This window comes from Janthinobacterium sp. TB1-E2, assembly GCF_036885605.1.
Taxonomy (GTDB): domain Bacteria; phylum Pseudomonadota; class Gammaproteobacteria; order Burkholderiales; family Burkholderiaceae_D; genus Janthinobacterium; species Janthinobacterium aestuarii.
On the sequence record NZ_CP142523.1, the window covers coordinates 892848 to 916288 of the forward strand.

Sequence of the window (23441 nt, forward strand, 5' to 3'; positions counted from 1 at the left end):
CGCGGGGCCCGTCTGGGAGTAGAATCAATGCATGAAAATCCGCGTAGCAACTTATAATATTCACAAGGGTGTCTCCTCCGTGCGAGGCTTGCCCCGCGTACATGCTTTAAAACAGGCGATCGCCCTGTTTCATGCCGATGTCGTCTTTTTGCAGGAAGTGCAAGGCAAGCACGACCGCAATGCGGCCCGCTATGGCGCCGAGAAAAACGGCCACAAGCATTGGCCGGAAGCGTCGCAGCATGAGTTCTTTGCCGGCGCCGAGCACCATTCCGCGTATGGCATGAATGCCGTGTACGATCACGGCCACCATGGCAACGCCTTGCTCAGCAAGTTTCCCATCGCCTCGCAAACCAACCACGACGTCTCCGACCATGCCTACGAGCAGCGCGGCATCCTGCATTGTGTGCTGAAGACGCCGCAGGCCGACGTGCACTGTTATGTCGTCCACCTGGGCCTGTTCGAGTCGGGACGGGGACGCCAGACGCAGGCGCTGATCGACGCCGTGATGGAATCGGCGCCCGATGGCGAACCCGTCATCATTGCCGGCGATTTCAACGACTGGCGCAACACGCTCAGTGACAAGCTGCGCAATGCGCTGGGCGTGGTCGAGGTATTCGACCAGCGCGCGTCGAACTCGGCCTTGGGCGACCTGGTGCGCACCCTGGCGCGGCGCCAGACGAAAACGCCGATCCCCGTGCCGGCGCGCACTTTTCCCGCCGCCTTGCCGTGGTTCCGCCTGGACCGCATCTATGTGCGCGGTTTCCACGTGGAAGGCGCGCAAGTGATGCATGGCACCTTGTGGGCAAAACTGTCGGACCACGCGCCGATCGTTGCCGCTTTGAAACTCGCGTAGACTGCCGGCATGCGTACAGTCAATTTCATCGCCCACAACGACATCAAGCTGCTGTATTGCGGCACCGATTACTTTCCCGCGCTGATAGCCGCCATCGACGGCGCGCGCTCGGAAGTCTATTTCGAAACGTATATCTTTGCCGACGACGCCACGGGCACCCTGGTGCTCGACGCCCTCAAGCGTGCCGCCGCGCGCGGCGTGCTCGTGTGCATGATCACGGACTGGTTCGGCACGGGCAACCGCCGGGTCAACGCCATGCATGCGCAGTTGGAAGCGGCCGGCGTGCACCACCGCATCTTCAACCCGTGGTTCCGGCGCGGCATCACGCGCACGCACCGCAAGATCTGCGTGGCCGATGGCGAAATCGCGCTGGTGGGCGGCATCAATATCAACGACGACATGTTTTGCGACTACGACCACAACATCAGCCTGGAAGCGCCGCGCTGGGATTTCGCCGTGCAGGTGAAGGGCCCGCTGGTCGACGCCATCCACGAAGAGGTGCAGGCGCAGTGGGCGCGATTGGGCAAGATGAATCTGGTGCGGCGTATCAAGCTGTACCGCAAGATGCGCGTCGTCAGCAAGGAGCTGGCGAAAAATCCCGTCGTGGCCGGCTTTGTCGTGCGCGACAACCTGCGCAACCGCCGCACCATCCAGCGCGCCTACCTGCAGGCGCTGGGCCAGGCGCGCAAAAGCGTGATGCTGGCCAACCCGTATTTCGCACCCGGACACAAGCTGCGCCATGCCCTGGCCCAGGCGGCCCAGCGGGGCGTCGACGTGGTGCTGCTGATCGGCGTGGGCGAGTTCCGTATGCAAGATGCCGTGGCGCACTCGTTTTATCCGAAACTGCTGGCCGCCGGTGTGAAAATCGTCGAATACCGCAAGACGCAGCTGCACGCCAAGGTGGCCGTCGTCGACGACGACTGGGCGACGGTGGGCTCCAGCAATATTGACGCGCTGAGCCTGTTCCTGAACCAGGAAGCGAACGTGGTGATCAAGGACGTGGCCTTCGCGCAAAGCTTGCGCCAGCATATCGAGCAGGGCGTGGCCGACGGCATCGTCATCCACCAGGACGATTTCAAGCACATCGGCCGCTTCCGGCGCATCGGCTATGAAGCCGCGTTCCTCGCGTACCGGCTGGTGATGCGCATTTTTTCAGTAGGCAAGTACGCATGAACGAGATGACAACGGTAAGGCTGGACAAATGGCTGTGGGCGGCGCGCTTCTTCAAGACGCGCTCGCTGGCCAGCGAAGCTGTCGACACGGGCAAGGTCAAAGTGGGCGGCGAGCGCGTCAAACCGGCGCGCAGCGTACGCGTGGGCGACGAGCTGGCCATCGACAATGGCGCGGAGACGTGGGAAGTGGCCGTGCTGGGCCTGTCCGACAAGCGCGGCGCGGCGCCCGTGGCGCGCTTGCTGTACGGCGAAACGCCGGCCAGCATCGCCCGCCGCGAGCAGCTGGCCGAGGAGCGCAAGCTGTTCCGCGAGCCGGGCACCACCATCAAAGGGCGGCCGACCAAGCGCGACCGCCGTCAACTGAACAAGGCAGGCGGCCTCGACTGAGGCACGCTGGCACTCAGGTGGCAGGGGTGCGCGCCGCTTTTGCCTGCCTGAAATCGCTACAAACACGCAGCTAAAAAATGCTGCGCTGCACCAATAGAACGCCGGCTCTAAAGTTCCCGTTTGACTTTTACGTGGTAGTGGATAATAGTACGAGCGTTCGGATTTTTTCGAAGCGTGCTTTTTTTACCCTCGCTTCAGTCCGCCAGATCGGCAACATCACTTTGAGAACGGACCTCTTGAATACTTCAGTCAAATTCATGCGCAAGGGCGAACTGACCCGTGCAGCCATCCTCGATGTGGCGCTGGACCTGTCCAGCCGCGACGGCCTGGAAGGCCTGACCATCGGGCTGCTTGCGGACAAAATGAACATGAGCAAGTCGGGCGTGTTTGCCCACTTTGGCTCGCGCGAAGACTTGCAGATGGAAGTGCTGAAGCTCTACCACTATCGTTTCGAGCAAGAAGTCTTTTTCCCCAGCATGAAAGAACCACGCGGCATCCAGCGCCTGCAATCGATGTTTGCGCGCTGGGTCAAGCGGGTCAGCGTGGAAATCGCTTCCGGCTGCATCTATATCAGCGGCGCCGTCGAGTATGACGACCGTCCCGGTCCCATCCGCGAAGCCCTCGTGGCCATGGTGCGGGCCTGGCAGGGCGCGCTGCTGCGCTGTGTCGAGCAATCGATCGCCACGGGCGACCTGAAAGCGGACACGGACGCCCAGCAGCTGGTGTACGAGATGTATGGCCTGATCCTGGCCCTGCATCACGACGCGCGCTTCCTGCGCGTGCCGGGCAGCATCGAACGGGCGCAAGCGGGCTTTATCCGCCTGCTGGCGTCGTACCAGAATTCCGTCACAAGCAAATAAGCCGTCAGGCAGTATCCGCAACAACGCACACGCACTTACAAGTACAACACTTTAGCTAATCGCCTTCAGGAGAAAATTATGGGTCAATACGTCGCGCCAATCCGGGATATGCAATTCGTCCTGCATGAGTTCCTGCAAGTGGAAGAAGAACTGAAGCAAATGCCGTCGTACGCCGACGTCGACGCCGACATCATCAACCAGGTGCTGGAAGAGGGCGGCAAATTCACCTCCGAAGTACTGTTCCCGCTGAACCACTCGGGCGACCGCGAAGGCTGCCACCATGACCCCGTCACGAAAAGCGTGACCACGCCTAAAGGTTTCAAGGAAGCCTACAAGCAGTACGTCGAAGGCGGCTGGGCGGCACTGGCTTGCGATCCGGAATACGGCGGCCAGGGCTTGCCTGTCGTGCTGAACAATTCCTTCTATGAAATGCTGAACTCGTCGAACCAGGCCTGGTCCATGTACCCGGGCCTGTCGCACGGCGCCTACGAGTGCCTGAAGGAACACGGCACCGACCACCAGAAGGAAGTCTATCTGCCGAAACTGGTGTCGGGCGAATGGACGGGCACCATGTGCCTGACCGAACCGCACTGCGGCACCGACCTGGGCCTGCTGCGCTCGAAAGCGCTGCCTGAGGCGGACGGTTCCTGGACCATCACCGGCAACAAGATCTTCATCTCGGCCGGCGAGCACGACATGGCGGAAAACATCCTGCACCTGGTGCTGGCCCGCGTGCCGGACGCGCCGGAAGGCTCGAAAGGCATCTCGCTGTTCCTGGTGCCGAAATTCCTGCCGAACGCGGACGGCACGGTCGGTGAACGCAACCCGATCACCTGCGGCGCCATCGAAGAAAAAATGGGCATCCACGGTAACTCGACCTGCCAGATGAACCTGGACGGCGCGAAAGGCTGGATCATCGGCCAGCCGAACAAGGGTCTCAACGCCATGTTCGTCTTCATGAACGCGGCCCGCCTGGGCGTGGGCATGCAGTCGCTGGGCCTGACGGAAATCGCGTACCAGAACGCGCTGATCTACGCCAAGGACCGCACGCAAATGCGTTCGCTGTCCGGCATCAAGAACCCGGAACTGCCGGCCGACCGCATCATCGTGCACCCTGATGTGCGCCGCATGCTGTTGACGGGCAAAGCCTACGCCGAAGGCGCGCGCGCTTTCACCTCGTACGTGGCGCTGCAGATCGACCGCGAACTGCACCACCCCGACGCCGACGTGCGCAAGGAAGCGGCCGACGAAGTGGCGCTGCTGACCCCTGTCATCAAGGCCTTCATCACCGACAACGCCTGGATCGCCACTTCGGACGCGATGCAAGTGTTCGGCGGCCACGGCTACATCTCGGAATGGGGCATGGAACAGTATGTGCGCGACGCGCGCATCAACATGATCTATGAAGGCACGAACACGATCCAGTCGCTGGACCTGTTGGGCCGCAAGATCCTCGGCGACAACGGCGCCAAGCTGCGCAAGTTCGGCGAAAAGATCAAGGCTTTCGTCGAAGACAACGGCACCGATGAAGCGATGAGCGAATTCGTCACCCCACTGGGCGACCTGGGCGACAAAGTCACCAAGCTGACCATGGAAATCGGCATGAAGGCCTTCCAGAATCCGGACGAAGTGGGCGCGGCATGCGTGCCTTACCTGCGCGTCGTCGGCCACATGATCTACAGCTATCTGTTCGCGCAGATGGCCAAGATCGCCCTCGAAAAAGAATCCAGCGGCGACAAGTTCTACACCGCCAAACTGGCTACCGCACGTTTCTACTTCGCCCGCTTGCAGCCTGAAACGGCAACCCTGATCCGTCAGGCGCGTTCCGGTTCGGCCAACCTGATGGCACTCGACGCAGACCTGTTCTAAGACTTGAGGAAAATATGACCAATTTCATCGTTAAAAAAGTAGCCGTCCTCGGCGCCGGCGTGATGGGCGCGCAGATCGCCGCCCATTGCATCAACGCGAAAGTGCCGGTCGTGCTGTTCGACCTGCCAGCGAAGGAAGGTCCAAAGAATGGCATCGTGCTGCGCGCCATCGAGAACCTGAAAAAGCTGTCGCCTGCCCCGCTGGGCAACAAGGATGACGCCGCGCTGATCCAGGTCGCCAACTACGAAGACAACCTGGACCTGCTGGCCGGTTGCGACCTGATCATCGAAGCCATCGCCGAGCGCATGGACTGGAAACACGACCTGTACCAGAAGGTCGCACCGCACATCGGCCCGAACGCGATCTTCGCCTCGAACACCTCGGGCCTGTCGATCACCAAGCTGGCCGAAGGCTTCGACGCCGACCTGAAATCGCGCTACTGCGGCGTGCACTTCTTCAACCCGCCGCGCTATATGCACCTGGTCGAAATCATCCCGACCGAGTTCACCAAGCCTGAAATCAGCGACCAGCTGGAAGGCTTTTTGACCACCACCCTGGGCAAGGGCGTGGTACGCGCCAAGGATACGCCGAACTTCATCGCCAACCGCGTTGGCGTGTTCGGCATCCTGGCCATCGTCCACGAAGCTGAAAAATTCGGCCTGTCCGTGGACGTCGTCGATGATTTGACTGGCGCCAAGCTGGGCCGCGCCAAGTCGGGCACCTTCCGCACGGCGGACGTAGTTGGCCTGGACACCATGGGCCATGTGATCAAGACCATGCAGGACTACCTGCCGAACGATCCGTTCGCCGCCGTCTACAAGACGCCGGAAGTGCTGGCCAAGCTGGTGGAAAAAGGCGCGCTGGGCCAGAAGAGCGGCGCAGGCTTCTACAAGAAGGTCGGCAAGGAAATTCAACGCCTGGACTTCGCCACCGGTGAATACGTGGCCGGCGGCGCCAAGGCCGCCGACATCATTGCCCGCATCCTGAAAGAAAAGGATCCGGTCAAGAAGATGAAGGCGCTGCGCGAATCGACGAACCCGCAAGGCCAGTTCCTGTGGGCGATCTTCCGCGACGCTTTCCACTACATCGCCATTCACCTCGACACTGTGGCCGACAATGCGCGCGACATCGACTTCGCCATGCGCTGGGGCTTCGGCTGGAACGTCGGTCCGTTTGAAACGTGGCAGGCATCGAACTGGCTGCAAGTGGCCAACTGGGTCAAGGAAGACATCGACGCCGGCCACGCGCTGTGCAACGCACCGCTGCCAGCCTGGGTCTTCGAAGGTCCGGTCGCTGAAAAAGGCGGCGTGCACACGCCGGAAGGTTCGTACTCCGCCGTGTCGAACAGCTTCGTGCCACGCTCGACCCTGTCCGTGTATGACCGCCAGCCATTCCGCGCGCCCGTCCTGGGCAGTGGCGCCATCGACGGCAAGACCGCCGGCACCACCGTCTTCGAAGACGAATCCGTGCGTGTCTGGCATACGGGCGACGATGTGTTGATCATCTCGTTCAAGACCAAGATGCACGTGATCGGCGAAGGCGTGATCAACGGCCTGAAACTGGCGCTGGCAGAAGCCGAGAAGAATTTCAAGGGCCTGGTGATCTGGCACGCGGACGCAGCCGAAGGCGGCGCCTTCTCGGCCGGCGCCGACCTGCAATCGGCCCTGCCGGCGTTCATGCAAGGCGGTGTGAAAGCCGTCGATCCGATCATCGCCGAACTGCAGAACACCTTCATGTCGCTGAAATACGCGAACGTGCCGGTGATCGCCGCGGTCGCTGGCCTGGCACTGGGCGGCGGTTGCGAACTGGCCCTGCACGCATCGAAGCGCGTGGCCTCGATCGAGTCCTACATCGGCCTGGTGGAAGTGGGCGTGGGCCTGATTCCTGCCGGCGGCGGCTTGAAGGAAGCGGCGCAGCGCGCCTACAAGGAAGCCAAGGGTAACGACATCCTGCAATTCCTGAAGACGGGTTTCACCAACGCAGCCACCGCCAACGTGTCGAAATCGGCGCTGGAAGCGAAGAAGATGGGTTACCTGAAGGAAGACGACGTGATCGTGTTCAACGCCTACGAGCTGCTGCACGTGGCCAAGGTCGAAGCGCGCGCCATGTTCGACGCCGGCTTCCGTCCAGCGCTCCCATCGCTGATCCAGGTCACGGGCCGTTACGGCTGGGGCACCATCAAGGCGCAGCTGGTCAACATGCGCGACGGCGGCTTCATTTCGGCGCACGATTTCAAGCTGGGCGAGATGATCGCCGAGATCGTATCGGGCGGCGACGTGGACCAGGGCAGCTTCGTCAGCGAACAGTGGCTGCTGGATATGGAACGCAAGGCATTCCTGGAGCTGTTGAACCATCCGAAAACCCAGGAACGGATCATGGGCATGATGCAAACCGGTAAGCCGGTACGCAACTAAGCCTGACGTCGATGACGATCCTGTCCATTATTTTTAAAGTATTGCTGCGCGTGAGGCCAAGCATGGTGTATGACCGTATCAAACAACAGATGATGGACACCTTGCCCTTCGTGCGGCTGCTGGGGATCAGCATCGACGACATCGGCGCCGGCACCTCGAAGGTGTCGATGCCGGAAGATCCAAAACTGAATAATCACCTGGGCACGCAGCATGCGGGCGCCTTGTTTACCCTGGCCGAAACGGCTTCCGGCGCGGCCATGGCTGGCGGCTTCGCCGAGCTGATACTGGGCTTGCGCCCGGTGGCCAAGGAGTCGCGCATCCAGTACCAGAAGGTGGCCCGGGGCGCGACGCGCGCCGAAGGCCGGGTACCGGGCGACCTGGCTGCCTTGAAGGCGCAGCTGGCGCAGGATGGCAAGGTGGCGTTTCCCGTGGAGGTCGATATTTTCGACGCCGAAGGCACGCTGGCGGCACAGGTGACGGTGGACTGGTATTTGTCGCAGAAGCGATAGGCCAGCATCCTGGACATTCGACAGAACACGAACCTCGTTCAACATCTTTGAAAGCATAAAATGAGCAAACAACTTCAAGACGCGTACATCGTCTCTGCAACCCGCACCCCGATCGGCAAGGCGCCGCGCGGCATGTTCAAGAACACCCGCCCGGACGACCTGCTGGTGCGCGTGCTGCAATCGGCCCTGGCGCAAGCGCCTGGCCTCGACCCGGCTTTGATCACCGACGCCATCATCGGCTGCTCGTTCCCGGAAGCGGAGCAGGGCTTCAATATCGCGCGTAACTCGGTGCTGCTGGCCGGCTTGCCGAAAACCGTCGGCGGCGTCACCGTCAACCGTTACTGCGCTTCGGGCATCACGGCCATCGCCATGGCGGCCGACCGCATCCGCGTGGGCGAAGCCGACGTGATGATCGCCGGCGGCATCGAATCGATGTCGATGGTACCGATGATGGGTCACCACCCATCGATGAACCTGGACATGTTCAGCGACGAGAACATCGGCATGGCTTACGGCATGGGCCTGACGGCCGAGAAAGTGGCGCAGCAATGGAAAGTGTCGCGCGAACAGCAGGATGCGTTCTCCGTTGAATCGCACCGCCGCGCCATCGCCGCGCAGCAAGCCGGTTTCTTCAAGGCCGAAACGACGCCCGTGGAAATCATCACGCGTACGCCGAACCTGGCTACCGGCCAGGTCGCTGTAACGCGCCGCACCGTCGACACGGACGAAGGCGCGCGCGCCGATTCGTCGATGGAATCGCTGGCAAAACTGAAGCCGGTGTTCGCCGCCAAGGGTTCCGTCACGGCCGCCAACAGCTCGCAGATGTCCGACGGCGCCGGTGCGCTGTTGATCGTCAGCGAAAAAATCCTGCGCGAGCACAACCTGACCCCGCTGGCGAAATTCTCCTCGTTCGCCGTGCGCGGCGTGCCGCCGGAAATCATGGGCATCGGTCCTAAATTTGCCATTCCCGCGGCATGCGCCGCCGCCGGCATCACGCAAGACCAGCTGGACTGGATCGAGCTGAACGAAGCGTTTGCCGCCCAAGCCTTGGCCGTCATCGGCGACCTGGGCCTGGACCCATCGAAGGTCAACCCGATGGGCGGCGCGATCGCCCTGGGCCACCCGCTGGGCGCGACCGGTGCCATCCGCGCCGCCACCGTGATCCACGCACTGCAGCGCACCAAGCAGAAGTACGGCATGGTCACGATGTGCGTCGGTGCGGGCATGGGCGCGGCAGGTATTTTCGAACGCGTCTAAGTTCGACGGGCTAAAGCAATAAAACAGGGCGCTGCGGGATTACCCCGGCGCCCTTTATCTTTTTGGAGACGACATGGATATTTTGTGCAGCAAGAGCGAGGGCATCCTGACCCTGGAATTCAACCGCCTGGAACGCAAGAATGCGATCACGGGTGCCATGTACCAGACCCTGGCCGACGCGCTGGTGGCGGCCGAGACCGATGATGAAGTGCGCGCCATCCTGATCTGCGGCAAGCGCGAGATTTTCACGGCCGGTAACGACCTCGACGACTTCATGAAGACGGCGCGCCCGAAAGATGGCTCGCTCGACCATGACCGTCCCGTGTTCCAGTTCATGCGTGCCCTGTACGGCAGCAGCAAGCCCGTGGTGGCGGCTGTTTCCGGTCCCGCCATCGGCATCGGTACCACCTTGCTGATGCATTGCGACCTCGTCTATGCGGCCGACAACGCCAGCTTCTCGATGCCGTTCACGCAGCTGGGCCTGTGCCCGGAATTCGGCTCCAGCCTGCTGCTCACGCAACTGGCCGGCTACCCGCGCGCGGCGGAAAAGCTGATGCTGGGCGAAGCGTTCCCTGCCAGCGAAGCGCTGGAAATGGGCCTGGTCTCGAAAGTCGTGCCCCTGTACGACTTGATGACGTACGCGCAAGGCCAGGCGGCCAAGCTGGTAGCCTTGCCAGCGGCCTCCATCCGCGCCACCAAGCGATTGATGAAGCAAAGCCGCATGGAGCCGATGAAGGCGGCCATCGCCGAGGAAAACAAACTGTTCAGCGCCATGCTGGGTGGCGCCGAGGCGAAGGAAGCGTTTACGGCCTTCTTTGAAAAACGCAAGCCGGATTTCAAACAGTTTGCATAAGGCAGGGCCTGACATCTCGTCGGACCCGGCACCATCTGATTTGGACATGATGATCGGTGATGAGAATGCGGTGGCCGGTGCTGCCGCAATTCATCGAATGGATTTTTCTCAGCCCCCGGCCTGCGTAGGAGGATGTGCCTTCAACGAGTGATGGAAGCGGCCAATTCCGAGCTATCGAGGAAGAATGCGCGGTTGTCAGCGAGTTTCTCGATCATGAAATCAATAAAAGTCCTCACCCGCAGAGACTGTTCCGCCCGATGCCCATAGTAGATATAGATGGCGCCGCACTCGCTGACATGCTGCATGAGCAAAGGCACGAGCCGGCCGCTACGGATATGCGGCATCGCCTCGAAACTCCCTAGCTGTCCAATGCCAAGACCCGATAACACCGCCCGTGTCTCCATCGCGGTGTCATTCACGCAAATGACGGCCGGTATGTCCCGATGCACAATTTCATCGCCGATCTGGAACTGCCATTGGGCGACCTTGCCTGTATTTGCCCACCGATAGCCGGTGCAGCTGTGCTGGCTCAGTTCGTCTATCGTCCGAGGAGCGCCGTGGCGCTGAATGTAGTCCGGCGATGCGCAAACGATCAGCTGAATGGGCACGAGCCGCCGCGCAATCGACCCTCCCGAGGGCGGCGGCCCACCCCGGAAGCCGACATCGGCGCGTCCGCTCACCAGATCGGTGAACTGGTCATCGAGCTGGATGTCGAGCTGCACTTTGGGATGGGACTGGTGGAATAATTCGAAAAATTGCCAAAGCACGGACAGCCCCAGCGACTGGGGAGCGTTGATGCGCAATATCCCGTTCACTTCGTCCTTTGACCGGCGCGCTTCGTCGAGGGACGACGACAGTATGGCCAGTGCCGGTTTCACGCTGTCGAACAGGCGCTGGCCTTCTTCCGTCAAACTCAGCTTGCGCGTGGTGCGGTGGAACAGGCGCACGCCAAGTGATTTTTCCAGCTGGATCACCGATTGGCTGGCCGCCTGCGGCGAGATGCCCTGGTCGATGGCCGCGCGCCGCAAACTGCCCAGCGTTGCCGTGCGGACGAAGACGGTAATGGCGCGGATATCGTTCATGGAGCGAGAATGATTAGCAAGTTTTAGTTGATTATCATTCTAGCATTTGACCACTAGTTCATGCCAATTTTTGCTTCTATCATTCGCCCTTTAAGCACCTCGGGAGCAGAATGATGAAGAACGTTCAACAGCACGAATTCAAGCGCGTCTGGTTGATCACCGGTGCATCCAGGGGCATCGGCGCGCTGATTGCAGAGGCGGCACTGGCGGACGGCAATGCGGTGGTCGCAACCGGGCGTAACGCGGCAGCGGTCGTCGAGCGGCTTGGCACATCCTCCGCGTTGCTGCCGCTTGCGCTCGACGTGACGAATGAGGAGCAAATCAGGCTGGGCGTGCGTGTTGCGCTGGAACATTTTGGGCGTATTGACGTGCTCGTCAATAATGCGGGCTTCGGTCTGCTGGCTGCCGTGGAAGAGTCTGGCGATGCGGATGTGAGACGGATGTTTGACACGAATGTCTTCGGCTTGCTGAACGTGACGCGCGCCGTGCTGCCCACAATGCGGGCGCAGCGTTCCGGTCACGTGATCAATATTTCATCGATCGGCGGCTATCAGGCTGCGGCAGGGTTCGGGGTGTATTCATCGACAAAATTTGCCGTCGAAGGCATCACGGAAGCCATGCATACCGAACTCAAGCCACTGGGAATTCACGCCACCATCGTTGAACCAGGTTATTTCCGCACCGATTTCCTCGATGCCTCATCGCTGCTCGTAGCACCCGATGAAATTGGGGATTACGCGGCGACTTCGGGCGCCGTGCGCAGACAAGCGTTAGCGCTGAACCACAATCAGCCCGGTGATCCCAAAAAATTGGCGGCCGCCATGCTCCGCCTTGCCGACGCGCCCAATCCGCCACTGCGCCTTCCCATGGGCACCGATACGCTGGCTGCGATTGCTGCAAAAAACGCCTTTGTGGCACAGGAAATGGAGACGTGGCGCGAGCTCTCCGCATCGACGGATTTTCCCGCCTGACAGAGTTTGACCGGGGGGCCATGCCTGAATTTGCCCATATAAGCGGTTTGCAGCTGCATCCCCCGATGCTTGAAACCATTATTGATATCGCGTTCGCTGGCAAGGAATAACGCATGAGCACATCTGATTCTGTTGGCAAAGTTCTCCACCATCACATACGGCGGATGTCAGGACGCGATCCGCACGAGCCGCACCGTGTCGCATCGTCTCTGGAATTGTTATTCGACCTGACTTTCGTCACATGCTTTGCGTTTGCCGCGGCACAGTTCGCACACGCACTCGCGGCAGGCCATTACGCCAGCGCGCTCATCGGATTTGGATTTTCGAGCCTCTGCATCTGCTGGGCCTGGTTCAATTTCACGTGGTTTGCATCCGCCTACGACACTGACGACTGGATTTTCCGCATCACCACCATGGTACAGATGACGGGTGTGCTGGTGCTGGCGGTTGGCTTGCCGCGCCTGTTCTCTTCCCTCGAACACGGCCAGCAGCTCGATAACTCGGTGATGGTACTTGGCTACGTGATCATGCGCGTGGCGCTGATATTTCAATGGTTGCGGGCAGCGAGGCAAGACGTCGCACGGCGCCGCGCGTGCCTCACCTATGCCGCCGCCATTGCGATTGCCCAGATAGGCTGGATAGCGATTATTCTTTTCCCTTTCTCGATGGGCGTGACCATTGCCCTCGTTGTCATCTGGTTTCTCATCGAGTTCGCCGGCCCCGTGCTGGCGGAGCGCAAGGATGGCGGTACGCCCTGGCACGCGGAGCACATTGCCGAACGCTACAGCCTGTTCGCCATCCTTGCCTTGGGTGAAGGGTTGGTCGGTACGGTCGCGACTTTGTCTGCCGAAATAGAGCACCAGGGCTGGACACTGGAAACGGCGCTCGCTTGCCTTGCAGGTGTCGGACTGACCTTTGGCATGTGGTGGGTGTATTCCATTCTGCCGTCGGCAAATGTGCTGCACGTGCATCGCTCACGCGCTTTCATCTGGAGCTATGGGCAGATACTGATCATTGCATCTATTGTGGCGACGGGGGCTGGCCTTGACGTCGCGGCGAACCTGATTGAAAACAAGGCCCATATCGGCACACTCCCGGCCCTGCTCGCCACCGCGATTCCCGTGACCATTTTCCTCGCCTTGATTTATGCGCTCCACTATTTTCTTGTGCGCCGCTTCGACCAACTGCATATATGGCTTTTGCTTGCAACAGCCATCGTCATCGCGACAGCGATCATGGCGGCGATCTTTGGCGCGAATATCGTTGAATGTCTCGGTATTCTGCTCTTTGCACCGGTCATCACGGTCGTCGGCTATGAAGTCTTGGGACACCGTCACCAGGACGAAATGCTCACGTCCGTTAATGTGTGACGCAGTGCGCGAACCGATTGCATGCTGTTGATAGGGCTGCCGGCAAGCAAACCTGACATTTTTATCTTTTATGATACTTTTCTGAAGAATTTCATTTTTTTACGCTAATTCATTGATTGCGACAATTGTCATTCTCAAATGATGTGAGAGTCCGTGGCCATACGCTTTCACAGCCATGACGGCCAGTTAATGCGTATTGTTCGAGTATTGCTGCTGCAGTTAAAAACAGGAGGAGCATTCATGATTCGATTGGTGTTGCTGTTATTGGGCGTCGAATATCTACGCAAGCGCTGGCGCGGTATCCTGTTGATCGGATTGATATGGCTGCTCGCAGGCCTGGTCATATTTATCGACGCACTCGATAACGCACTGTACTTCCCGATCAATTTCTTTGCTTACCTGTTCCTGGCCGAAGGCCTGGCAACGCTGGCTGTGGCATGGACAGGCGTCGGCGGCCAACGCATCCTGCGATACGTGAAAGGCTGCGCCGTCGTGCTGGCGGCGATGCTGATCTTCGCCGGTCACCACCATGGCAATTTCCTGTTATCGATGATTTTTGGGACGCTGTTTCTCGCCGATGGGCTGATACAGTGCATTTCCGCTTACATGGTCCGCTATCGCCGCTGGCGCGTGGCCTTTTCGTGGGGTGTGGCCGAGATTGCGCTGGCCATTTTCTTTTATCAGCCCTACCCGACGCATTATGTCGGCACACTGCCGTATTGTCTGGGCTTGTTTTTGATGTTTGGCGGCGCCAACTTGATCGCCCTGGCCGCCCGTGTTCGCCGCATGAGCGATAACCCGGCGCTGTCGGAATCGGTGCGGCCTGACGTTCAGCCGGATGAGCAGCTTGCTTCCGCATTCACGCAAGTGGAGTGGGAAGGTCCTCCCGCGGACCATGAGCAGGCGCTGACGGTGCACGTCTGGACGCCTTCCGGTTCAGCCAAGTCGCCCACCCAGAATTACCCGATCGTCGACCGCTATATCGCCGCGGTCGATGTCAACGGCGTGATCTCCACCGGGCATGCGGCATTGGAGTCGCCGGAGGGTATTTATATCAGCCTGTATCCGAGTGTGGAGATTGACCGTTCGCCCGACGATTTCGGGCGCCTGCTGCGCGCCACCCGCGAAAATGACGTACCGGGCGTATTCCAGCCCGATTACGCGACAGAGTCGAAGGCATGGTGCCCGTCCACCGTTCAGGTCCGTATCCGGAATTATGACCCACGCCAGCTGCAGTCTTTCTGGCGCCATTATCGCGAGGACGCGACTTACAATCTCACGCATCGCAATTGTTCCAGTACCGTCGCCCGGGCTCTGGAAGCGGCTATCGACGGCGCCGTTGGACGTCTGTACGGGGAGCGAGCAGGCTGGAGAGTGTTTTTCCGCATCCTGGCGACACCGGAACTGTGGGTCGCCGCCCAGATCCGCAAGCGTGCCGTGACGATGGCGTGGACGCCCGGGCTGACGCTCGATTACTCCCGAGCGCTCAGCATGCTGGCCGACCCGCGTCCGTTCGCCTGGTGGAAATTGGCAAGGACCGCCTTCAGCCGGATGGCGCAATTGCGCCGCGAATGGCGCGCCCAGGATCATGGCGCCGTTGATCTTCGCGAGCAGCCTGATGAAGACGCCATGCGTGACAAGCGCGCGTAGGTCGCCGCTGCTGCATTGAAATAGAGGCCTCTAGACGACTGGTCTAATTGTGCTACAATGCCTCGCATGAAAGCTGAATACACCGACGTGCGCCAGCACATTATCGACCAGGGCAAGGCCATCATCACGCGCAAGGGTTTTGCCGGGGTGGGGCTGAACGAGATCCTGTCGGCCGCCGACGTGCCCAAAGGCTCGTTCTACCATTACTTCAAGTCCAAGGAATTGTTTGGAGAAGCGATGCTGGAAGATTACGTCACCGGCTACCTGGACGAAATGGAGCTCGTGCTGGGCCAGCCCGGCCAGAGCGCGGCGCAGGCGCTGATGGCGTATTGGGCCAGCTGGACCAGTGCAAGCCTCGATGGCAGCGGCTGCGATTGCCGCTGCCTGGTGGTCAAACTGAGCAGTGAAGTGGCGGACATGTCGGAGCCGATGCGTGTGGCGCTGCTGGACGGCACCCACCGCATCATCGCCAGGCTCGCCCTGGCCATCGCGCGGGGCAGGGTGGACGATACCTTGCCATCGGTGGCCGATCCGGCGCAGATGGCTGCCACCTTGTACCAGCTGTGGCTGGGCGCGGCCATGCTGACCAAGCTGCGGCGCGACGCCAGCGCCTTGCAAACAGCGTGGCGTGCGACCCTGGCCATGTTGCAGCTGCCGCCGGACAGCGACCGATAGGCAGCAAACCAAGCAAACAAGCGGACACACCACGTCCGCATTTTTTGAACTGCATTCTAGACGACCAGTCTAATAATAAAGGAGCCGCAGCATGAAGAATTTTGAATTCCATAACCCGACGAAGATCGTGTTCGGCGCCGACACCGTCGCCAAATTGTCCACCCTGGTGCCGCATGATGCGCGCGTGCTGATTTTGTACGGCGGCGCCAGCGCGGAAAAGACCGGCACCCTGGCCGAAGTGCGAGCTGCGCTTGCGCTGGGCCAGCGCAGCGTGCAGGAGTTTGGCGGCATCGAACCCAATCCCAGCTATGAAACCCTGATGCGCGCCGTCGCCCAGGTGCGCAGCGAGAAAGTGGACTTCCTGCTGGCCGTCGGCGGCGGCTCCGTGATCGATGGCACCAAGTTCGTCGCCGCAGCCGCCCTGTACGACGGCGAGCCGTGGGAAATCGCCGAGCGCGGCGGCGCCAATGTGCAGCGCGCCTTGCCGTTCGGCACGGTGCTGACCTTGCCTGCCACGGGCTCGGAAATGAACAGCGGCGGCGTGGTGACGAAAAAAGCCACGCATGCCAAGCTGAGTTTCCGTAATCCGCTGCTGTACCCGCAGTTTTCCGTACTCGACCCCAGCAAGACCTTCACCTTGCCGGCCACGCAGGTGGCCAATGGCCTGGTCGACGCCTTTGTCCACACGACGGAGCAGTATCTGACCTATCCGGTGCAGGCGATGGTGCAGGACCGCTTTGCCGAAGGCTTGCTGCAAACGCTCGTCGAGATCGCGCCGCAGGCGGTCGCTTCGCCCGACGATTATGCGACTCGCGCCAACCTGATGTGGACCGCCACCCTGGCCCTGAATGGCTTGATCGGCGCGGGCGTGCCGCAGGACTGGGCCACCCACATGATCGGCCACGAACTGACGGCTCTGTACGACATCGACCATGCGCGCACCCTGGCGCTGGTGCTGCCGGCCCTGCTGGACGTACAGCGCGAGCAGAAACGCGGCAAATTGCTACAGTATGGCGAACGTGTCTGGAACATCACGGAGGGCAGCGACGACGAGCGCATCGATACCGCCATCGCCCGCACGCGCGCCTTCTTTGAAGGCCTGGGCATCCCGACCCGTTTGTCGGCCTATCAGCTGGGCCAGGAAGCGGTGGAAGCGGTACTGAAACAATTGAAAGCACATGGCATGACCTCACTCGGCGAACACCGCGATATCGACCTCGCGCGCAGCCGCCGTATCCTCGAAGCAGCACTGTAACCCTGACATAAAAGGACACAACATGAACATCCTGATGGTACTGACCTCGCACGACCAACTCGGTAATACCGGCAAGAAAACCGGCTTCTGGCTGGAAGAATTCGCCGCACCCTACTATGCCCTGAAAGAAGCGGGCGCGAAGCTGACGGTAGTGTCGCCCCACGGCGGCCAGCCGCCGCTGGACCCGAAAAGCGACGAGCCGGATTCGCAAACGGACGCCACGCGCCGCTTCAAGCAGGACGCCGATGCGCAAGCTGTGCTGGCCAACACGGGCAAGCTGGCCGACGTGAAGGCGGGGGACTTCGATGCCGTGTTTTACCCGGGCGGCCATGGCCCGCTGTGGGACCTGGCCGAAGACCCGCACTCGATCGCGCTGATCGAGCAGATGATCGCCGCCGGCAAGCCCGTCGCCGCCGTCTGCCACGCGCCCGGCGTGCTGCGCCACGTGAAGGCAGCCGATGGCACGCCGCTGGTGCGCGGCAAGCAGGTGACGGGCTTTACGAATACCGAGGAAGACGCCGTCGGCTTGACTGCCATCGTGCCTTTCCTCGTCGAGGACATGCTCAAGCAAAACGGCGGCGTCTACTCGAAACTGGGCGACTGGCAGCCGTACGCCGTCACCGATGGCTTGCTGGTCACGGGCCAGAATCCCGCATCGTCGGAAGCGGCCGCGCAGGCGCTGCTCAAGCTGCTGGGCTGATGCCCGGGTAGTGCGTCCGGCCGCTGGACGTCACACTGCAGTGCGTCCGGCGGCCATGCCCGCCAGGATCAGGCCGACCGAGGCGTGCCATTGCGTCTCGCTGGCCGGCCTGCCCGCCAGCGCATAGCCGTGCAGGAAATCGACGAGCGTATCGCGCCCGCGCAGCCGGGTTTTCTTGTCCAAATCGAGACCGTCGAGGGCTTGCTCAAACAGCGTCGTAAACCGCTGGGCCACGTCGGCTTGCTCCACCAGCCCGCGCGCCATCAGGCGCACGAAATACGGCGTGGCGCTGACCAGTTCCAGGTACAGCGCGCATAGCGCCAGCAGACGACGCTGCGGCCCCTGACGTTGTGTAAACGGTGGCTGCTGCGGATCGAGTGCGGCAAAACGCTGCGCCATCAAGGCCAGCAACAGTTCCTCTTTCCCCGCGTAGTAGTGATACAGGGCCATGGCATCGACGCCCAGGCTCTGCGCCAGCGCGCGCATGGAAAACGCATCGCCTTTTTCTTCCAGCAGGGCCAGGGCCGCTTGCAGGATGGCGGCGCTATCCAGCGCGGGCTTGGTGCGGCGCGGACGCCCGGCGCGGCGCACGGGAGATTCGGTGGCTTGAAGTTTTTGGGTTTTCATGGGCATAATTCTACACTGTAGAATTAAATCAAGGAGCACCCATGCAAAAAACTTTCGTCAGCGTTTTTCTCGGTATCAGCCTCGATGGCTGCATCGCGGGAGAGAACGGCGACCTGTCCTGGCTGGCCGAACTGGCGCCCGACTCGCCCGATGCCACCGGCTACACGGCATTGATGGAGCAGGTCGATACCTTGCTGATCGGCCGCACCACGTATGACGCCGTGCTGGGGTTCGAACCGTGGCCGTATGCGGGCAAGCGCGTGCAGGTATTGAGCCACCGCGGCTTCGCGCCGCGCCATGGTGAACAGCGCCGCGAAGGCAGCGTGCGGGACGTGCTGGAGGCGCTGGCGGAAGAGGGTTGCCGCCACGTGTATCTCGATGGCGGCGCCGTTATCCGCGCCGGTTTGCGTGAGGGCGTCATCGACAGCCTGACTTTGTCAGTGCTGCCTGTGGTGCTGGGCAAGGGCGTGCGCCTGTTCGAGGACGGCTTGCCGCGCAGCGACTGGCGCCTGGACGGCACGCGCCAGCTGCCCAGCGGCGTGGTGCAGCTGCGCTATCGGAAAAATTAACCCGCGCTGGCGATGTCGACGATGAAGCCGGGATCGTAGCGTTCATTTTCCGGCGTGCCGTCGGGCCGCTTGTAGCCGCAAGGGTTGCACACGACGCGGCAATCCCGGACGCGGTAGTCGAGCGAGGCGTGCATGTGGCCATGCACCCACAGGTCCGCCTGCGCCACCAGTGCATCGAGCTGCGAGGCAAACGCGGGCGAGCCGAGATTGGTCGCGTATTGCGCTTCCACCGACAGCATCGAGGGCGCCATGTGCGTGATGACGACCGTCTTGCCCACGAAGGGTTGCGCCAGCTGCCGTTCCAGCCAGGCGCGGTGCTGTACGTGCAGCTGCGCCGTGTCGCTGGCGCACAAGAGGCGCGGCGTGTCGCCGCCCGTGCTGATGCGCTTGTAGTCGGGCATGTAACTTTGTGCCGCAACCATCGCTTCTTCCTGGCGCTCCGCACCAAACAGCAGAAAATCCGTCCACAGCGTGATGCCGAGGAAGCGCATGCCGCCGAGCGTCACGGCGTCGCCGTCGAGCAGGCGGATGTTGGCGCCTTGCGCATTCGCGCTGGCGCAGGCGTCGCGCACGGCGTCCTGCATGTGTTCGAGCTGGTGGCCATAGCCTTCATGGTTGCCGTGCACGTACAGCACGGGCAGGGCGCCGAAGGTGCACGCGGCCCAGGCGATGGCGTTGCTGCCCGTGTCGATGTCGCCGGCCAGGATCACCACGTCGGGTCGGCAGGCGGCAAGGTCGATGGCGGGTGTGTCGTCACCCCAGACTTCCAGGTGCAGGTCGGACAGGATCAGCAAACGCATGGCAATAGGGGAGCAGTGACTGGGCCTCTATCGTAGCGCAAGTTGCCGCGCCCGTCTGCTTGACCGCGCGAGGGTAGCGACGTTACCCTATGGCATCGATTACCGCAACTTACCCTGGAGCCGCATGCCGCCTTTCTTCCTTCCCAAGTCCTTGCTCAGCATCGCGCTGGCCGCCATGGCGCTGCCGTTTGCCGCACATGCGGAAACGCCTGCCATCGATCCCTTGACGCAGCCGATCGCCTCGCCGTATGCGGCGCAATGGAACCGCCCGCAGCAGCCGGCACGCATCCACGGCGACACGTATTACGTCGGCGTGGGCGGCTTGAGCGTGGTGCTGATTGATACGCGCGAGGGCTTGATCCTGATTGACGGCGCGTTGCCGCAATCGGTGGCCGCCATCAAGGAGCATATCCTCGAGCTGGGCTTTCGCCTGGAAGACATCAAGTTCATCCTGAATACGGAAGCGCATTTCGACCATTCAGGCGGCATTGCCGCCCTGGCCCGCGACAGCGGTGCGCAAGTGGTCGCCAGCCCGCTCGGCGCGCAGGCGCTGCGCGCGGGCTCGGTGCTCGCCATGGACCCGCAAGCGGGCGAAATCGACCCCATGCCGGCCGTGGAAAACGTGCGCGAAATCGCCGATGGCGAAACCCTGCAGCTGGGCGACGTGACCGTCACGGCGCGCTACACGCCCGGCCATACGCCGGGCAGCACCAGCTGGACCTGGGTGTCGTGCGAGGATGCGGAGCGTACGGACTGCCTGAACGTCGTGTTTGGCGCCAGCCTCACGCCGGTGGCGGCCGACGATTTTCACTACCTGGGCGATGAACGCCATGCTGACCTGACGCCGGCCTTCCGCCGCGTCATGCAGGACTTCGCCAAACTGCCATGCGACATCCTGATCTCGGCCCATCCCGACCATTCCGGCGGCGACCGCAAGCTGACGCAATTGCTGGAAGGCGTCACGCCGAATCCCTTCATCGATGCGCAGGCGTGCAGCAGCTACGCGGCCAAAAATGAAGCGAAGCTCGATGCGCGCATCGCCAAGGAAAAAGCGGCTGCGACAAAATAACAACGTTGGCGCGTTCGCCATGAAAAGCGGTTGACGCACTGCAGCATCCGGTGCAGAATCATCGTCCGCAGTGCAGATTAACCCAACAAAAGAAAGGATACCCATGTTCGAGCAGGCTGGCAGCAAGTCGTACTTCCACTAGCCCCGTGCATGACGCTCGGGGCCATCGGCATCTTGCCGATCCCGAGCCGGTGTCCTTGAAAACCCCGGTGAGGAAACTCGCCGGGGTTTTTTGGTTTACCAGGACCCCGGCATAACGCAGACATCAGGAACACCGTTATGCCCATTCATCAGACCTTGCGCGGCGCCCATGTGCCCGTGCATATTTTTACCGACGATATCGACGCGCAGGCATTGCGCCAGCTGCACAATATCGCCAGCCTGCCCATCGTCCATCCATATGTGGCGGCCATGCCCGATGTGCATGCCGGCATCGGCGCCACCGTCGGCAGCGTGATTCCGACGCGCGGCGCCATCATTCCGGCCGCCGTGGGCGTGGACATCGGCTGCGGCATGAACGCCGTGCGCACCACCCTGACGGCCAGCGACTTGCCCGACAACCTGGCGCGCCTGCGCAGTGCCATCGAAGCGGACGTGCCCGTCGGCTTCGAGCAGCACGACTGGAGCCGCGTGCAGGGTTCGCGCCATGCACGCGCCGCGCGTCCCCTCGCCGGCCGCCTGGAGCACATCGTCGAGCGTCACCGCGGCATCGCCAAGATGCTGCGCCAGTTCGAACGCACGTGGATCTGCCAGGCCGGCACCCTCGGCGGCGGCAACCATTTCATCGAGATCTGCCTCGACGAGGAGCAGCGGGTATGGATCATGCTGCATTCGGGCTCGCGCGGCATCGGCAACGCCATCGGCCGATACTTCATCGCCGCCGCGCAGAAGGACATGCGGCGCCACCAGCTGCGGCAACTGCCGGACGCGGATCTGGCATACCTGAGTGCAGGCTCCACGGTGTTCGACGACTATGTGGAAGCGGTGGACTGGGCGCAGGATTATGCGCTGCTCAACCGCAGCGAGATGATGCGCCGCGTGCTCGACGTGCTGGCGAAGTTTGCGCCGCCGTTCCAGCTCGACGGAGAGGCCATCAACTGCCACCACAACTACATCGCGCGCGAAACGCATGGCAATGCCGACTTGTACGTGACGCGCAAGGGCGCCATTTCGGCGCGGCAGGGGGAGCTGGGCATCATCCCCGGCAGCATGGGCGCGCGCAGCTTCATCGTGCGCGGCAAGGGCAATCCGGAGTCGTTGTGTTCCTGCTCGCACGGAGCGGGGCGCAGCATGAGCCGCAGCGAGGCGAAGCGCCGTTACGACCGCTTCGATCTGGCCGAGCAGACTGCCGGTATCGAATGCCGCAAGGATGGCGGCGTGGTCGACGAGATTCCGGCCGCCTATAAAAATATCGACGCCGTGATGGCGCACCAGAGCGACCTGGTGGAGGTGGTGCATACCTTGCGCCAGGTCGTCTGCATCAAGGGTTGAAAGGAGAGCATATGAAAATCAAAGTGAAAGCCACGTCCAAGCCGCGCAACCCGCTGGTGGCGGCAGCGAAACTGCGCGGCGGCGCCGGCGCGCACCAGTCGGAGGCGTCGCCGCGCGCGGCGCGCCGGGCCGGCAAGCACCGCCTGCAGCAAATGCTGGCGGGCCGCCTCAAAGTTGATGATTAGCGGACAGGCAAGTCGACGATGAAGTTCGGATCAAAAGCGGGATTTTGCGGCGTGCCGCTGCGCGTCTTGTAGCCGCACGGGTTGCTGACGACGCGGCAGCGGCCGATGCGGTAGTCGCGCGAGACGTGGAGGTGGCCATGCACCCACAGGTCCGCCTGCGCGGCCAGGTCGTCCAGGCGCGAGGCGTAGGCGGGCGTACACCCTTCGCTGCCGTAGGCATCGTCGACGGACAGCAGCGACGGCGCCATGTGGCTGATGACCACCGTGCGTCCGTCGAAGGACTGCGCCAGTTCGCGCGCCAGCCATGCTTTTTGCTGCGCATGGAACATGGCCGTATCGGCCGCGCGCAGTTTGCGAAAGCCCATGCCGGCCAGGCGGATGCGCTTGTAATCGTTCATGACGGCTTCCGCATCGCGCATGGCCGCTTGCCGCATGTCGTCGCCCAGCAGGCGGAAATCCGTCCACAGGGTGGCGCCCAGGAAGCGCACCTTGTTGCCTGCCTGGTCGGTGATCACATAGGACTCCGCATCGAGAAAATGCACGTTGGGCGTGGCGGCGCAGGCCGCGCGCAGCTCCTGGCGCACCTTGTCCAGATGGTGGCCGTAGCCTTCGTGGTTGCCATGCACGTACAGCACGGGCAGGCCCGCAAACGCGTTGGCGGCCCAGGCGACGGCGCGCGAGCCCGTGTCGATGTCGCCGGCCAGGATGACGGCGTCGGGGCAGCTGAGCGCAAGGTCGCCCTGCGGCGCTTCATCGCGCCATAGCTCGTGGTGCAGGTCCGACAGTATCAATAAACGCATGCTGTTTTCACGCCTGTTGAAAG

The 23441-nt window shown here is 61.9% G+C and carries 23 protein-coding genes; 19 read left to right on the forward strand and 4 right to left on the reverse strand.

The features are described 5' to 3' along the window. Window positions 1-31 precede the first annotated feature (31 nt). From OPV09_RS04015 to OPV09_RS04055, 9 genes are all read left to right on the forward strand, one after another. The gene (locus OPV09_RS04015) at window positions 32-853 is read left to right on the forward strand and encodes an endonuclease/exonuclease/phosphatase family protein (RefSeq protein WP_034753381.1); all 822 of its coding nucleotides are present in this window, start codon (window positions 32-34) and stop codon (window positions 851-853) included. Window positions 854-862: 9 nt separating this feature from the next. Then, complete coding sequence (clsB, locus tag OPV09_RS04020) at window positions 863-2026, forward strand: cardiolipin synthase ClsB (RefSeq protein ID WP_034753382.1); 1164 nt, start codon at window positions 863-865, stop codon at window positions 2024-2026. Continuing rightward, a complete protein-coding gene (locus OPV09_RS04025; RefSeq protein WP_070305356.1) occupies window positions 2023-2412 on the forward strand; it encodes an RNA-binding S4 domain-containing protein in 390 nt (129 codons plus the stop codon). Before clsB ends, OPV09_RS04025 begins: the two co-directional genes overlap by 4 nt. A gap of 257 nt (window positions 2413-2669) precedes the next feature. After that, complete coding sequence (locus OPV09_RS04030; protein ID WP_034753385.1) at window positions 2670-3272, forward strand: TetR/AcrR family transcriptional regulator; 603 nt, start codon at window positions 2670-2672, stop codon at window positions 3270-3272. Between the two features lie 78 nt (window positions 3273-3350). Next, window positions 3351-5141, forward strand: a complete 1791-nt coding sequence (locus tag OPV09_RS04035; RefSeq protein ID WP_034753387.1) for an acyl-CoA dehydrogenase C-terminal domain-containing protein — start codon at window positions 3351-3353, stop codon at window positions 5139-5141. Between the two features lie 14 nt (window positions 5142-5155). Further along, the gene (locus OPV09_RS04040; RefSeq protein WP_034753388.1) at window positions 5156-7555 is read left to right on the forward strand and encodes a 3-hydroxyacyl-CoA dehydrogenase/enoyl-CoA hydratase family protein; all 2400 of its coding nucleotides are present in this window, start codon (window positions 5156-5158) and stop codon (window positions 7553-7555) included. A 62-nt stretch (window positions 7556-7617) separates the two neighbouring features. Next, a complete protein-coding gene (locus OPV09_RS04045) occupies window positions 7618-8064 on the forward strand; it encodes a PaaI family thioesterase (RefSeq protein ID WP_070305557.1) in 447 nt (148 codons plus the stop codon). Between the two features lie 60 nt (window positions 8065-8124). Beyond that, on the forward strand, window positions 8125-9321 hold the full coding sequence (locus OPV09_RS04050; RefSeq protein ID WP_338680617.1) for an acetyl-CoA C-acyltransferase: 1197 nt from the start codon (window positions 8125-8127) through the stop codon (window positions 9319-9321). Window positions 9322-9394: 73 nt separating this feature from the next. Beyond that, complete coding sequence (locus tag OPV09_RS04055) at window positions 9395-10174, forward strand: enoyl-CoA hydratase (RefSeq protein ID WP_072457016.1); 780 nt, start codon at window positions 9395-9397, stop codon at window positions 10172-10174. Between the two features lie 140 nt (window positions 10175-10314). On the opposite strand, the gene OPV09_RS04060 is transcribed toward OPV09_RS04055, so the two are convergent. Beyond that, entirely contained in the window at window positions 10315-11256 is a 942-nt protein-coding gene (locus tag OPV09_RS04060; RefSeq protein WP_338680618.1) for a LysR family transcriptional regulator, read from the reverse strand. A gap of 113 nt (window positions 11257-11369) precedes the next feature. Here OPV09_RS04060 and OPV09_RS04065 point away from each other — a divergent pair, with 113 nt between their 5' ends. The 6 genes from OPV09_RS04065 (at window position 11370) to OPV09_RS04090 (ending at window position 17877) form a co-directional block, all read left to right on the forward strand. Then, a complete protein-coding gene (locus OPV09_RS04065) occupies window positions 11370-12227 on the forward strand; it encodes an oxidoreductase (RefSeq protein ID WP_338682228.1) in 858 nt (285 codons plus the stop codon). A 113-nt stretch (window positions 12228-12340) separates the two neighbouring features. Next, window positions 12341-13597, forward strand: coding sequence for a low temperature requirement protein A (locus OPV09_RS04070; protein ID WP_338680619.1), 1257 nt, complete (start codon window positions 12341-12343; stop codon window positions 13595-13597). 240 nt (window positions 13598-13837) lie between these two features. Continuing rightward, window positions 13838-15247, forward strand: a complete 1410-nt coding sequence (locus tag OPV09_RS04075) for a DUF308 domain-containing protein (protein WP_319992198.1) — start codon at window positions 13838-13840, stop codon at window positions 15245-15247. 66 nt (window positions 15248-15313) lie between these two features. Further along, on the forward strand, window positions 15314-15922 hold the full coding sequence (locus OPV09_RS04080; protein ID WP_338680620.1) for a TetR/AcrR family transcriptional regulator: 609 nt from the start codon (window positions 15314-15316) through the stop codon (window positions 15920-15922). A 91-nt stretch (window positions 15923-16013) separates the two neighbouring features. Then, window positions 16014-17177, forward strand: a complete 1164-nt coding sequence (locus OPV09_RS04085; protein WP_338680621.1) for an iron-containing alcohol dehydrogenase — start codon at window positions 16014-16016, stop codon at window positions 17175-17177. Between the two features lie 22 nt (window positions 17178-17199). Beyond that, the gene (locus OPV09_RS04090) at window positions 17200-17877 is read left to right on the forward strand and encodes a type 1 glutamine amidotransferase domain-containing protein (RefSeq protein ID WP_070305371.1); all 678 of its coding nucleotides are present in this window, start codon (window positions 17200-17202) and stop codon (window positions 17875-17877) included. Window positions 17878-17907: 30 nt separating this feature from the next. Here the strand turns inward: OPV09_RS04090 and OPV09_RS04095 are convergent, their stop codons facing one another. Beyond that, window positions 17908-18504 (reverse strand): helix-turn-helix domain-containing protein, encoded by a 597-nt coding sequence (locus OPV09_RS04095; protein ID WP_338680622.1) that lies wholly within the window; start codon window positions 18502-18504, stop codon window positions 17908-17910. 41 nt (window positions 18505-18545) lie between these two features. Between OPV09_RS04095 and OPV09_RS04100 the strand changes: the two genes are divergently transcribed. Then, the gene (locus OPV09_RS04100) at window positions 18546-19073 is read left to right on the forward strand and encodes a dihydrofolate reductase family protein (RefSeq protein ID WP_034753411.1); all 528 of its coding nucleotides are present in this window, start codon (window positions 18546-18548) and stop codon (window positions 19071-19073) included. Here OPV09_RS04100 and OPV09_RS04105 read toward each other — a convergent pair. After that, window positions 19070-19873 (reverse strand): metallophosphoesterase family protein, encoded by an 804-nt coding sequence (locus tag OPV09_RS04105; RefSeq protein ID WP_338680623.1) that lies wholly within the window; start codon window positions 19871-19873, stop codon window positions 19070-19072. The two genes, OPV09_RS04100 and OPV09_RS04105, sit on opposite strands and share 4 nt — an antisense overlap. Before the next feature lie 124 nt (window positions 19874-19997). Between OPV09_RS04105 and bla the strand changes: the two genes are divergently transcribed. The 3 genes from bla to OPV09_RS04120 all read left to right on the forward strand — a co-directional run bounded on the left by bla (window position 19998) and on the right by OPV09_RS04120 (window position 22618). After that, window positions 19998-20942 (forward strand): subclass B3 metallo-beta-lactamase, encoded by a 945-nt coding sequence (gene bla / locus OPV09_RS04110; protein WP_338680624.1) that lies wholly within the window; start codon window positions 19998-20000, stop codon window positions 20940-20942. A 279-nt stretch (window positions 20943-21221) separates the two neighbouring features. Beyond that, window positions 21222-22433 (forward strand): RtcB family protein, encoded by a 1212-nt coding sequence (locus OPV09_RS04115; protein WP_338680625.1) that lies wholly within the window; start codon window positions 21222-21224, stop codon window positions 22431-22433. Window positions 22434-22444: 11 nt separating this feature from the next. Further along, window positions 22445-22618 carry a hypothetical protein gene (locus OPV09_RS04120; RefSeq protein ID WP_200873031.1) on the forward strand — a complete coding sequence of 58 codons (174 nt, stop codon included), beginning with the start codon at window positions 22445-22447 and terminating at the stop codon, window positions 22616-22618. Here the strand turns inward: OPV09_RS04120 and OPV09_RS04125 are convergent. Next, window positions 22615-23418 (reverse strand): metallophosphoesterase family protein, encoded by an 804-nt coding sequence (locus OPV09_RS04125; RefSeq protein ID WP_338680626.1) that lies wholly within the window; start codon window positions 23416-23418, stop codon window positions 22615-22617. The genes OPV09_RS04120 and OPV09_RS04125 overlap by 4 nt on opposite strands. Window positions 23419-23441 lie beyond the last annotated feature (23 nt).